Annotated in this window: 10 protein-coding genes; 7 read left to right on the top strand and 3 right to left on the bottom strand. The window is 62.5% G+C overall.

Features of this window, described 5'->3' with window-relative positions:
• Positions 1-242: 242 nt before the first annotated feature.
• From secA to ACTJJN_RS26540, 4 genes are all read left to right on the top strand, one after another.
• A complete protein-coding gene (secA, locus tag ACTJJN_RS26525) occupies positions 243-2,978 on the top strand; it encodes a preprotein translocase subunit SecA (protein WP_017147940.1) in 2,736 nt (911 codons plus the stop codon).
• A 152-nt stretch (positions 2,979-3,130) separates the two neighbouring features.
• Positions 3,131-4,348 carry a bifunctional glutamate N-acetyltransferase/amino-acid acetyltransferase ArgJ gene (argJ, locus tag ACTJJN_RS26530; protein ID WP_003251879.1) on the top strand — a complete coding sequence of 406 codons (1,218 nt, stop codon included), beginning with the start codon at positions 3,131-3,133 and terminating at the stop codon, positions 4,346-4,348.
• Between the two features lie 133 nt (positions 4,349-4,481).
• Positions 4,482-5,114 (top strand): glutathione S-transferase family protein, encoded by a 633-nt coding sequence (locus ACTJJN_RS26535; RefSeq protein WP_003251882.1) that lies wholly within the window; start codon positions 4,482-4,484, stop codon positions 5,112-5,114.
• A complete protein-coding gene (locus ACTJJN_RS26540) occupies positions 5,111-6,055 on the top strand; it encodes a Nudix family hydrolase (RefSeq protein WP_003251883.1) in 945 nt (314 codons plus the stop codon). The genes ACTJJN_RS26535 and ACTJJN_RS26540 overlap by 4 nt, the downstream gene beginning before the upstream one ends.
• 108 nt (positions 6,056-6,163) lie before the next feature.
• Here the strand turns inward: ACTJJN_RS26540 and ACTJJN_RS26545 are convergent, their stop codons facing one another.
• The 3 genes from ACTJJN_RS26545 to ACTJJN_RS26555 are packed head-to-tail and all read right to left on the bottom strand — an operon-like array spanning position 6,164 to position 9,717.
• Entirely contained in the window at positions 6,164-6,730 is a 567-nt protein-coding gene (locus ACTJJN_RS26545; RefSeq protein WP_440781767.1) for a cob(I)yrinic acid a,c-diamide adenosyltransferase, read from the bottom strand.
• Position 6,731: 1 nt separating this feature from the next.
• Complete coding sequence (locus ACTJJN_RS26550; protein WP_012053647.1) at positions 6,732-8,762, bottom strand: sensor histidine kinase; 2,031 nt, start codon at positions 8,760-8,762, stop codon at positions 6,732-6,734.
• A 37-nt stretch (positions 8,763-8,799) separates the two neighbouring features.
• Positions 8,800-9,717: a putative 2-dehydropantoate 2-reductase gene (locus ACTJJN_RS26555; protein WP_012053646.1), complete on the bottom strand. Its 918-nt coding sequence runs from the start codon at positions 9,715-9,717 to the stop codon at positions 8,800-8,802.
• 100 nt (positions 9,718-9,817) lie between these two features.
• Here ACTJJN_RS26555 and ACTJJN_RS26560 point away from each other — a divergent pair, with 100 nt between their 5' ends.
• From ACTJJN_RS26560 to ACTJJN_RS26570, 3 genes are all read left to right on the top strand, one after another.
• Positions 9,818-10,303, top strand: a complete 486-nt coding sequence (locus ACTJJN_RS26560; protein ID WP_003251890.1) for a YajQ family cyclic di-GMP-binding protein — start codon at positions 9,818-9,820, stop codon at positions 10,301-10,303.
• 116 nt (positions 10,304-10,419) lie between these two features.
• Complete coding sequence (locus tag ACTJJN_RS26565; RefSeq protein ID WP_003251892.1) at positions 10,420-11,262, top strand: mechanosensitive ion channel family protein; 843 nt, start codon at positions 10,420-10,422, stop codon at positions 11,260-11,262.
• A gap of 184 nt (positions 11,263-11,446) precedes the next feature.
• A complete protein-coding gene (locus tag ACTJJN_RS26570) occupies positions 11,447-12,688 on the top strand; it encodes an MFS transporter (protein ID WP_012053645.1) in 1,242 nt (413 codons plus the stop codon).
• Positions 12,689-12,751: the final 63 nt, after the last annotated feature.

The raw sequence follows: 12,751 nt of genomic DNA on the forward strand, positions 1-12,751 counted from the left end.
GGCACAGGCAGCCAAAGACAAGACTGGTTCTCGATAGCTTTCATGTTGCCAAGCCTTGAACTCAGTGAAAATGCCCCTATCTAAAACAGGCCCCTGCCAAAACGCTGTATCAGCATCGTGGAAATCCACCACTTTCCTCACCATCGTTTCCGGGTAGAATGCTCGTTCGCATGCGGCCTATGGGCTGCACGGGCGACTCATGGGGCCGCCCTCCATCCCTACGTGTGGAAGATCCTGCCGATATGTTTGCGCCTTTGTTAAAAAAACTTTTTGGAAGCAAGAACGAGCGTGAAGTCAAACGCATGCTCAAGACGGTGAGTATCGTCAATGCCTTCGAAGAGAAGATGGTGGCCCTCTCCGACGAGCAACTGCGGGGCAAGACTGCAGAGTTCAAGGAACGCCTGGCCAAAGGCGAGACACTGGACCAATTGCTGCCCGAAGCCTTCGCCGTGGCCCGCGAGGCTGGCAAGCGTGTAATGGGCATGCGCCATTTCGATGTGCAGTTGATCGGCGGCATGACCCTGCACGAGGGTATGATCGCAGAAATGCGCACCGGTGAAGGCAAGACCTTGGTCGGTACCCTGGCCGTCTACCTCAACGCATTGTCCGGCAAGGGCGTGCATGTGGTCACCGTCAACGACTACCTGGCCCGCCGTGACGCCAACTGGATGCGCCCGCTGTACGAGTTCCTCGGGCTGTCGGTCGGTATCGTCTCGGCCTTCCAGCCGCCGGAAGAAAAGCGCGCCGCCTATGCAGCCGACATCACCTACGGCACCAACAACGAATTCGGGTTCGACTACCTGCGCGACAACATGGCGTTCAGCCAGGACGAGAAGTTCCAGCGTGAACTGAACTTCGCCGTGATCGACGAAGTCGACTCCATCCTCATCGACGAAGCGCGTACCCCGCTGATCATTTCCGGTCAGGCCGAGGACAGCTCCAAGCTGTATATCGAGATCAACCGCCTGATCCCGCGCCTCACCCAGCACATCGAAGAGGTCGAAGGCCAGGTCACCCAGGAAGGCCACTTCACCATCGACGAGAAGAGTCGCCAGGTGGAGCTGAACGAAGCCGGTCACCAGTTCATCGAAGAGATGCTGGCCCAGGCGGGCCTGCTGGCTGAGGGCGAGAGCCTGTACTCCGCGCACAACCTGGGCTTGCTGACACACGTCTACGCCGGTCTTCGTGCACACAAGCTGTTCCACCGCAACGTCGAGTACATCGTCCAGGACGGCCAGGTTCTGCTGATCGACGAACACACCGGCCGTACCATGCCGGGCCGTCGCCTGTCCGAGGGCCTGCACCAGGCCATCGAAGCCAAAGAGAACCTGAACATCCAGGCCGAGAGCCAGACCCTGGCTTCGACCACCTTCCAGAACTACTTCCGCCTGTACACCAAGCTGTCCGGCATGACCGGTACCGCCGACACCGAAGCATTCGAGTTCCAGTCGATCTACGGCCTGAACGTGATGGTCATTCCGCCGAACAAGCCACTGGCGCGTAAGGACTACAACGACCTGGTGTACCTGACCGCTGACGAGAAATACGCCGCGATCATCGCCGACATCAAGGAAAGCATGAAGCTGGGCCGTCCGGTGCTGGTAGGTACCGCGACCATTGAAACTTCCGAGCACATGTCCAACCTCCTGAAAAAGGAAGGGATCGACCACAAGGTGCTCAACGCCAAGTATCACGAGAAGGAAGCCGAGATCATCGCGCAAGCAGGCGCGCCAGGTGCACTGACCATCGCCACCAACATGGCTGGCCGTGGTACCGACATCCTGCTGGGCGGTAACTGGGAAGCCGAAGTGGCTGCCCTGGAAAACCCGACAGCCGAGCAGATCGCCCAGATCAAGGCCGACTGGCAGAAGCGTCACCAGCAAGTGATCGAGACGGGTGGCCTGCATGTAATCGCTTCCGAGCGCCACGAATCGCGCCGTATCGACAACCAGCTGCGTGGCCGCTCCGGTCGTCAGGGCGACCCGGGTTCCAGCCGCTTCTACCTGTCGCTGGAAGACAGCCTGATGCGCATCTTCGCCTCTGACCGGGTGAAGAACTTCATGAAGGCACTGGGCATGCAGTCGGGCGAGGCCATCGAGCACCGCATGGTCACCAACGCTATCGAGAAAGCCCAGCGCAAGGTCGAAGGCCGCAACTTCGACATTCGTAAGCAATTGCTCGAATATGACGACGTCGCCAACGAGCAGCGCAAGGTGATCTACCACATGCGCAACAGCCTGCTGGCCGCCGAGAACATTGGCGACACCATCGTCGAATTCCGCAAGGAAGTACTGGACGCTACCATCAGCCAGCACATTCCGCCGCAGTCGCTGCCAGAGCAGTGGGACGTAGCCGGCCTGGAGGCTTCGCTGGCCAGCGATTTCGCCATCAAGTTGCCGATTCAGCAATGGCTCGACGAGGACGATCACCTCTACGAAGAGACCTTGCGCGAGAAGCTGCTGAGCGAGATCACCACTGCCTACACCGAGAAGGAAGACCAGGCCGGTCTCGACGCCCTGCGAACCTTCGAGAAGCAGATTCTGCTGCGCGTACTGGACGACCTGTGGAAAGACCACCTGTCGACCATGGACCACCTGCGTCACGGTATTCACCTGCGTGGTTATGCGCAGAAGAACCCGAAGCAAGAGTACAAGCGCGAGTCGTTCAGCCTGTTCCAGGAGCTGTTGGAGTCGATCAAGCGCGACACCATCCGCGTGCTGTCGCACGTACAGGTTCGCCGCGAAGACCCGGCCGAAGAAGAAGCCCGCCTGCGCCGCGAAGCCGAAGAGCTGGCGAGTCGCATGCAATTCCAGCACGCCGCTGCACCGGGCCTGGAAAGTGAGCAACTGAGCGAGGAGGGTGCCGAAGTAGCGGTAGCCTCGGCGCCAGTACGCAATGACCAGAAGCTGGGCCGCAACGAGCCGTGCTGGTGTGGTTCGGGCAAGAAGTTCAAGCATTGCCATGGTCAGATCGAGTGATCTGAACCTTACGTTGTACAAGCCTGGGGCCGCTTTGCGGCCCTTTCGCGACACAANGAACGGGCGCGATCCTTGTGGGGGCGGCCTTGTGTCGCGATGGGGCGCGAAGCGGCCCCTTTTTCGACATCATCGTTTTTTCTAGGAGCGCTCTAATGGCTGTTGGTCTTGGTCCTTTGCCCACCCTGCACCCGGTTCCGGGTTTTGAACTCGGTATCGCTTCTGCCGGTATCAAGCGCCCGGGGCGCAAGGATGTGGTGGTCATGCGCTGTGCCGAAGGCTCCAGCGTGGCTGGCGTGTTCACCCTCAACGCCTTCTGCGCAGCGCCGGTGATCCTGTCCAAGCAGCGTGTACAGGGCACCGTGCGCTACCTGCTGACCAACACGGGTAACGCCAACGCCGGCACCGGCGCGCCAGGCCTGGCCGCCGCCGAGCGCACCTGCGCCAAGCTGGCCGAACTGGCTGGCGTACCGGCCGAGTCGGTACTGCCGTTCTCCACCGGAGTGATTGGCGAGCCGCTGCCGGTCGAAAAGATCGAAGGCGCGCTGCAGGCCGCCCTCGACAACCTGTCGGAGAACAACTGGGCTGAGGCCGCTACCGGCATCATGACCACCGACACCCTGCCCAAAGGGGCCAGCCGCCAGTTCCAGCACGATGGCGTGACCGTTACCGTCACCGGTATCAGCAAGGGTGCAGGCATGATCCGCCCGAACATGGCGACCATGCTGGGCTACATCGCCACCGACGCCAAGGTGGCACCAAGCGTCCTCAAGGACCTGATGTTGGACGGCGCCAACAAGTCGTTCAACCGCATCACGATCGATGGTGACACTTCGACCAACGATTGCTGCATGCTGATCGCTACCGGCAAGGCCGACCTGCCGGAAGTGACTGAAGCCAGCGGCGCGCTCTTCGAAGCGCTGAAAAAGGCCGTGTTCGAAGTGTGCATGGAAGTGGCCCAGGCCATCGTCCGTGACGGCGAAGGCGCGACCAAGTTCGTGACCGTGCAAGTCAACGGTGGTGGTAACCACCAGGAGTGTCTGGACGTCGGCTACGCCGTGGCCCACTCGCCGCTGATCAAGACCGCGCTGTTCGCTTCCGACCCGAACTGGGGCCGTATCCTCGCTGCCGTAGGCCGTGCCGGTGTACCGGAGCTGGATGTGAGCCTGATCGATGTTTACCTGGACAGCGTTTGCATTGCGAGCAAAGGCGGCCGCAGCCCGAGCTATACCGAAGCGCAGGGTTCGGCAGTGATGGCCCAGGAAGAGATCACCATCCGAATCGAACTGGGCCGTGGCCAGTGCAGCGAAACCATCTGGACGACCGACCTGTCCCACGAGTACGTGAAGATCAACGCCGAGTACCGTACCTGATCTACTGATCCGAAGGCCTCTTCGCGGGCACGCCCGCTCCCACAGGTGTTGCAATGCCTGCAGGNGGGCTTGCCCGCGAAAGGCCGCGCAGCGGCCTGCGGGTTTTGCAATACAAACCTGATGGAGCCGAACCATGAGCTATCACCTGATCATCGGCGACAAGCTGTACTCCTCCTGGTCGCTGCGTGGCGCCCTGGCCCTCGAGCTGGCTGGCGTGCCCTACGAAGAAACCCTGATCAAGCTGAACCAGCCTGATACCCGCCAGCGCATCCTCGCTTTCTCCTCCACCGGCAAGGTGCCGCTGCTCAAGAGCGAGCACGGTGTGATCGCTGACTCGCTGGCCATTGCCGAATACCTCAACGAACGCCACCCCGAAGCCCAGCTGTGGCCTGCCGATGTGGCGGCGCGTGCCCAGGCCCGTTCGGCCTGTGCGCAGATGCATAGCGGCTTCTTTGCCCTGCGCGGCGCCATGCCGTTCGACTTGTCGCGCGACCAGGCGCTGGACAGCGTGCCGCTGGACGTGCAAATCGACATCGACCGCATCGTTGCGCTGTGGTCCGAATGCCGTCTGGTGGCCAAGGACAGCGGCCCGTTCCTGTTCGGCAAGGCAAGCCTGGCCGATGCCTTCTTTGCCCCGGTGGCCGTGCGCCTGCGCACCTACCGCGTAGAAGTCCCCGCCGAGGCGGCAGCCTACATCGAGACCATTTATCAATGGCCAGCCTTCCAGGCATGGCAACAGGCAGGCCTGGAGGAGCGTGAAGCGTGAAACGGATTCATGTAGTAGCTGCCGTGATTCGCGGCGCTGATGGCCGTATTCTGATCGCACGCCGTGCCGATACCCAGCACCAGGGCGGCTTGTGGGAGTTCCCCGGTGGCAAGGTGGAAGAAGGCGAAAGCGTCGAAGCGGCGCTTGCCCGCGAGTTGCGCGAGGAGCTGGGCATCGAGGTAAGCCATTCGCGTGCGCTGATCAAGGTCAGCCATGACTACCCGGACAAGCAGGTGCTGCTGGACGTGCGCGAGGTCGAAGCGTTCACTGGCGAACCCCATGGTGCCGAAGGCCAGCCGCTGGAGTGGGTTGCCCCGCGCGATTTGCCGCAGTACGAATTCCCCGAGGCCAACAAGCCGATCGTCGCCGCTGCGCGCCTGCCGGACCAGTACCTGATCACCCCGGACGGCCTGGAAGTGCCGCAAATGCTCAAGGGCATCCAGAAGGCGGTGGCCAATGGTATTCGCCTGATCCAGTTGCGTGCCCCGGACATGTACGACCCCAAGTACCGCGACGTGGCGGTGGATGCGGTCGGGCTGTGTGCGGGCAAGGCGCAGCTGATGCTTAAAGGGCCACTGGAATGGCTGGGTGATTTCCCGGCGGCCGGTTGGCACCTGACGGCCGCGCAGCTGCGCAAGTACGCCGCCAGGGGCCGACCGTTCCCCAAGGAGCGCTGGTTGGCGGCATCCTGCCACAGTGCCGAAGAGCTGGCGCTGGCTGAGCAGATGGGCGTGGACTTTGTCACCCTGTCGCCAGTGCAGGCGACCCAGACTCACCCAGAGGCGGTGCCGTTGGGATGGGATGAGGCGCAGCGGTTGATTGCCGGGTTCAACAAGCCGGTTTACCTGCTGGGTGGGGTAGGGCCGGGTGAGCGCGAGCAGGCCTGGGAAGCCGGGGCACAGGGTGTAGCCGGGATCCGGGCGTTCTGGCCCGAGGTTTGAGTCCCCTGTAACCGGGGCCGCTGCGGGGCCCATTCGCGGGCTTGCCCGCTCCCACAGGAAACTCACANGGGCAAGCCCGCGAATGGCTGCAAAGCAGCCCCAGAAGTATCAGCCTTTGGGTTTCTCGGCGGGCTGCCACAAAACCTCAGCCACCCCCTGGCGCCGCCCGATGATCCGCGCCGCCACGAACAATAGATCGGAAAGCCGGTTGATATACGCCAAACCAACGCCTTCCAGCGGCTCCATGGCATTCAACTGCTGGCACCGGCGCTCTGCACTGCGCGCGAGGCTGCGGCACACATGCGCCTGCGCCACCAGCGCCGAACCACTGGGCAGAATGAAGTTTTTCAGCGGCCCCAGCTCTTCGTTCCACACATCGATGGCCGCCTCCAGGCGCTCCACTTCCGCCAGGTTCAATGCCTGGTAACTGGGCATCGCCAGCTCGCCACCCAGGTCGAACAAGCGGTGCTGACACGGCGCCAGCACTGTGGTCACTTCATTCAGCCCCTGCTCGGCGAGCCTCGCCAGCAGCAACCCCAACTGGCTGTTCAGGCTGTCCACCTCGCCAATTGCTTCGATCCGCGGGTGGTCCTTGGGCACCCGACGGCCGTCGCCCAGGCCGGTTTCGCCTTTGTCGCCGGTGCGGGTATAGATCTTCGAAAGGCGGTAGCCCATGTCATTGCTCCGTTCTGGCCGGCACCGCCGCTGCCGGCTGGGTGAGGGGCAGGCGTAGGGTAAAGCAGGTGCCTTGGCCTGGCGTGGATTGCACTTCCATCTGCCCCTTGTGGTTGTTGGTGATGATGAAGTACGAGACCGACAGGCCCAGCCCGGTACCCTGGCCGATTTCCTTGGTGGTGAAAAACGGCTCGAAGGTGCGCTTGCGCACTGCCTCGGGCATGCCGACGCCGTTGTCCTCGACCTGGATTTCTGCCCATGGCGGGTTTAGCCGGGTGCGCAGTGTGATGCGTCCGGGCTCGCTAGGTTGCGGGCGTTGGTGGATGGCCTGGGCTGCATTCTTCAGCAAGTTGAGCAGTACTTGTTCCAGCTCGTTGGCGGTGCATGGGACCGGCCCCAGGTCGGGGTCGAACTGGCGCACGATGGCTTGCCCCTTGAAGTCGAAGCCAATGGCCAGATCGAAGTCATTGCCGGCAATTTCAAGCGCCTGATCGATCAGTGCCGGCAGCTCGCATGGCACCAGCTGGCGGTTGCTGCGGCGGCTGAAGCTGAGCATGTGGGTGACGATCTTCGCCGCCCGGGCACCGGCCTGCTGAATGCCGTCGAGCAGTTGCGGCACCTCGCGGCTGTCCAGGTAGCGGTTGATCGTGGCCAGGTCGATGCCCAGCTCTTCGGCCTGTTCCTGGTTGCGCGGCAGGTCGGACGACAGGCGTCGGCGAATGTTCTGCACGTTGTGCAGGATAGCGCCCAGCGGGTTGTTGATTTCGTGCGCCATGCCGGCAGCCAGCCCCCCGACCGAGAGCATTTTTTCTGACTGCACCATCATCTCTTCCAACGACAGACGCTGGGTGATGTCGTCGATACGAATGACCACGCCGCGCCCGCCGCCGCCCGTCAGTGGGTAGAAGGTCAGGGCGTAGTGGCGCAGGTCGTCGCCCTTGGGCCAGGTTACCCGCTCGATCTTCGCCACTCGATGTTTTTCCACGGTTTCCTTCAGTTGCGGGAGGAACGGCTTCAGCGGCTCGAACGCAATGAACACCGGCTGGTTAAGTGCCTCGTCCAGTGGCGTGCCGGAAAGCACCGTGGCTTCGTGGTTCCATTGGGTCACGTAGAGCTGTTCGTCGAGGGCGATCAGTGCCGAGGGCATCGAGTCGATGATGCTGTTGAGGTAGTTCTGAAAACCGGTGAGCTTTTTCTCGATCTTGCTGCGTACCTGTACTTCCAGTTCCAGCTTGCGGTTGGTGTGGCGGGTTTCTTCGGCAAGGCCCTGAGCCTGGTCGTAGGCACTCTGGAACTCGTCGCGGGCGCTCTTGAGCTGCTGCTCGCGGGCCTCGATGCGCGACAGCATGGTGTTGAAGGCCTCGGCCAGGCTGCCGATTTCATCGTCATTGCCGCGCTGGGCACGCAAGGCGTAGCTCTCTTCGCGGGTAACCTGGCGGCTGAGCTCCTCAAGCTGGTTGATCGGCTGGGTGATCAGGCGTTTGATCTGCCGGGCGATGACGATCCATAGCAGGACACTGAACACCAGGATGCCCAGGCTGGCGCTGAGTGTGCCGGTGTAGAAGGCCGTGGGCAGTTCGCTGCTGGCTACCAACAGCAAATGTGCCGGTGGGTTGGCATCGCGGGGGATGCGGATCAACTGAGTGCTGCGAAACTCCATCAGGCGCCAGCCGTCGATGTTGCGAAAACGCTTGGGCAGGGCCAGCGGCTCGCCATGTTGCAACTGCGCCAGCATTCGGCCATCGCCACCGTAGATGGCGGCGGCGCGAAGCGGTGTGTAACTGTCCAGTTCCTTGAGCAGGGCACGGGCCGTGTCCGGGGTGTCGCCGGCGCGGGCTGCAAGCTGTGGATTGGCCACCAGCCGGCCGATGGTGTGCATAGCCTGCGGCGCCATGCTTTCCTGGGTGATCCAGTAGGCGGCGCTGATGAAGGTGAGGTTGGCCATCAGCAAGATGGTCACCAGCAGTACCAGCAGGGCCGCCAGCAGCTTCTGCCCGACCGGGAGGTTTTCCAGGCGTTGGCGCAAGGTCATGGGCAAGGCAATGTCCGTATCCGGTGGAAGGGCCGCGTCAGTCGCAAGGCAAGCCACGCACGCGCAGGTTTTCGACCAAGCGCTGCAGCAGGTGTTCCAGCTGCGGCAGTTGCAGGCCATGACGGCCCGCAGCGCGGCAAGCATGGCCGAGCAGGTAGTGCAACTCGGTGCGCCGTCCTGCATGCACGTCCTGGTACATGGAAGAGTAGTTGGCTGCGGTGGCGAGGATTACCCGCTGAACTTCTTCGTCCAGCCCCTCGGCTGCTTGCGGCTGGCCGCAACGGCGCAGCAGTCGGGCCAGTTCGACGCACAGGGCTTGCACTTCACCCAGGTGCCCCAGCAGCCCGCCATTCTGGCAATCGTGAAGTACGGTCAGCGGGTTGATGGCGCAATTGAGCGCCAACTTGCGCCACAGGCGGGTCAGTATGTCTACTGTCCACTCAGCGGGGATACCGGCCTCGTGCAGGTCATCGAACCAGGCGGGGAGCATGGGGCTTCGTGGGTCGCCTAGCCAGTTGAAGCCATGGCCGGCAAAACGCACTTGCCAGTCCCCCTCGCGGAAGGCGCCTTCGGTGCTGGAGGCGAAGATGCAGCGAGCGTGCGGCACCAGGTCGGCGACTTCATCCTGGCTGCCCAGGCCATTCTGCAACAGCAGCACTTCGGCGCTCTCGGCCAGCCGAGGTGCTAGACCGGCAATCGCCGGGGCAGCGTCATAGGCCTTGCAGGCCACCAGCAGCCGGTGGATCGGGCCTTGCGCTTGCGCCGTTTCGGCCGGTATGGCGTAGCGCCGGGTTTGGTCCTGCTCGACCAGGGTCAGGCCACCGGCCTGCTGATAGGCCTGCAGCCGTTGCCCGTCACGCAGGATCAGGCGCACAGCCTTGCCGGCGCGTGCCAGCCGGCAGGCCCACAGACTGCCAAGGCTACCGGCGCCGAGAATATGCCAGGTGCTGCTCATATGCGTTTCGCAACCCGTTATAATGAGCCCGCATTTTAACCTTCAAACCCAGCGCGCTCCATCTTCAGCCTGAGCGCGCTTTTATTTTGGGAGAACAACCATGCCTTCGTTCGACGTGGTATCGGAACTGGACAAGCACGAAGTGCAGAACGCGGTCGACAACGCCATCAAGGAACTGGACCGCCGCTACGACCTCAAGGGCAAAGGCACCTTCGAGTTCAAGGACAAAGAGCAGACCGTGATGCTCACTGCTGAGGAAGAGTTCCAGCTCGAGGCGATGCTGGAGATCCTGCGCCTTGCACTGGTCAAGCGCAAGATCGACGTGAAGTGCCTGGAAACCAAGGACCCCTACGCCTCCGGCAAGGAAAAGAAACAGGAAGCCAAGTTCCGCGAAGGCATCGACAAGGACCTGGCAAAAAAGATCGTTGCCACCATCAAGGATGGCAAGCTGAAAGTACAAGCCGCCATCCAGGGTGAGCAGGTACGGGTAACCGGCAAGAAACGTGACGATCTGCAGGAAGCCATTGCCCTGCTGCGCACCAAGGAATTCGACATGCCGCTGCAGTTCAACAACTTCCGCGACTGATGTGGGGGTGGCCCGGAACCCCGATGGCCAAATGATGTCCATGGGGGCCGGGGTTGCGTAATAACACGCGCGGCCTGTTCTACCGTGTACTTGCCGCTCGGCATCAGGAGATGAATATGGATTTGAACGCTGAGGTCGACCAGCTCGTCCGCCAATCCCAGACGTGGATCCCTTTGATCATGGAATACGGCAGCCGTGTGCTGCTGGCACTGCTGACCTTGGCGGTTGGCTGGTGGATCATCAACAAGGTCAGCGCCCGCCTCGGCAAGCTGGTTGGCCTGCGCAACGCCGACCTGGCGCTGCAGGGCTTCATCAGCACCCTGGCGAACATCGTGCTGAAGGTGCTGCTGTTGGTCAGCGTGGCTTCGATGATCGGCATCGAGACCACCTCGTTCGTCGCCGCCATCGGTGCCGCAGGCCTGGCCATCGGCCTTGCCTTGCAGGGCAGCCTGGCGAACTTCGCCGGTGGTGTGTTGATCCTGATGTTCCGCCCGTTCCGTATCGGTGACTGGATCGAGGCGCAGGGCGTTGCCGGCACCGTCGACAGTATCCAGATCTTCCACACCGTGCTGCGCACCGGTGACAACAAGACGGTCATCATGCCCAATGGCAGCCTGTCCAACGGCATCATTACCAACACCAACCGCCAGCCGACGCGCAAGGTGGTGTTCGATGTGGGCGTTGACTACGAGGCTGACCTGCAGAAGGCCCGCAATGTGTTGCTGGAGCTGGCAAAGGACCCGCGTGTTCTGCAAGACCCTGCACCGCAGGCGGTCGTGTCGACGCTGGGCGACAGCTCGATCACCGTATCGCTGCGCTTGTGGACCAAGACCTCCGATTACTGGGACGTGATGTTCATGCTCAACGAGTATGCGCGTGACCGGTTGAAGGCCGAAGGGATCGATATTCCGTTTCCGCAGCGGGTTATTCGCGTGGTGCAGGAGACTGCAACGCAGTAATACCGCGTTAAAGCCGGGGCCGCTTTGCGCNAGGACATGCGTGTTCTGTGTAGGAGCGGGCTTGCCCGCGAAGGGGCGCAAAGCGGCCCCAGCTTTTTCCGACCCTGATTACACTTGCTCACAGCAATTTCCAGTCATTTCTGGCATATAGCGTGACCCCGCCCGCCACACCCGATACGTCATCATGAAACCACTGCTGTATATCACCCCTCTGCGTGCCTTGCTGTTCGGCCTGACCCTGGCCCTGTTCGAACTGCTGACCTACCTGGCCAGCGACGCGGTCATGCCGGCCATGCCTGTCGTGGTCAACGACCTCGACGCCAGCCCCGAATACATACCCCATGCCCTCAACCTGTACCTGCTGGGCGGCGTAGTACTGCAATGGCTGATCGGCCCGTTGGCCGACCGTTATGGACGGCGCCCGCTGCTGCTGGTCGGTTGCGCATTCTTTGGCCTGGCCTGCCTGGCCACCTTCTGGGTCCAGGACATCGGCCTGTTCAACCTGCTGCGCCTGTTGCAGGGCATTGGCCTGGGCTTTGTGGTCACGGTCAGCTACCCGGCCCTGAACGAGGCTTTCAGCGAGGCTGATGCTGTACGCATGATGGCCCTGCTGGCCAACATCGCCTTGCTGTCGCCCCTGCTCGGGCCGCTGGTGGGCACCTTGCTGCTGCAATGGCTGGATTGGCGCTGGCTGTTCGTGGCGTTCGCCATCGGCGCGGTGCTGGCCTGGCTGCTGTTGTACCGGCTGATGCCGGAAACCCTGGGCGTGGAGCGCCGTGACGGCTCGCGGCTGGCGTTCACGCCGATTCACCTGCTGCCACTGTTGGCAGGTTATGGCCAACTGCTGGGCAACCGCCGCTTCGTTGCAGGCAGCGCCGCCCTTGGGTTGGTCGGATTGCCGCTGATTGGCTGGATTGGCCTGTCGCCGGTGCTGCTGATTCACGATGAGGGATTGAGTACCCTGGAGTATGCCTTGTGGCAGTTGCCGGTCTTTGGCGGGCTGATCCTCGGTAACCTGATCATCAACCGCATTGCCGATCGCTACCCGCTGCCAGCCCTGGTGCGTGGTGCGCTCTGGCCATACCTGGCGGGCCTGTGCCTGATGGTGCTGGCGACCTGGTACTGGCCGAGTGTGACCAGTGTGGTGGCTGGCATGTCGCTGTATGCGCTGGGGTTGGGCGTGGCCAATGCGGTGCTGTACCGCATGACGCTGTTCTCCAGTGAGCAGAGCAAGGGGCTGGTTTCGGCCATGCTGGGGATGATCACCATTGCCTTGCTGGGGCTCGGCGGTGCGCTGCTGGCGATGATTGGCGCCGGTGCCAGCTTGCTGCATTTTGCCCTGGCGGCGGGGGTGGCGGGGGCGTTGGCGCTGTGGCCGCTGTGGTTTGTGGTGGGGGGGCGGCCTGGGGAAGGGGCTGTTGCTTGATAAGCGGTATTGCCTGTGCCGGCCTCTTCGCGGGTAAACCCGCTCCTACGAGGCAGCGCGGGC

It is taken from the genome of Pseudomonas sp. 22515 (assembly GCF_052044625.1).
In the GTDB taxonomy this organism is placed as follows: domain Bacteria; phylum Pseudomonadota; class Gammaproteobacteria; order Pseudomonadales; family Pseudomonadaceae; genus Aquipseudomonas; species Aquipseudomonas alloputida.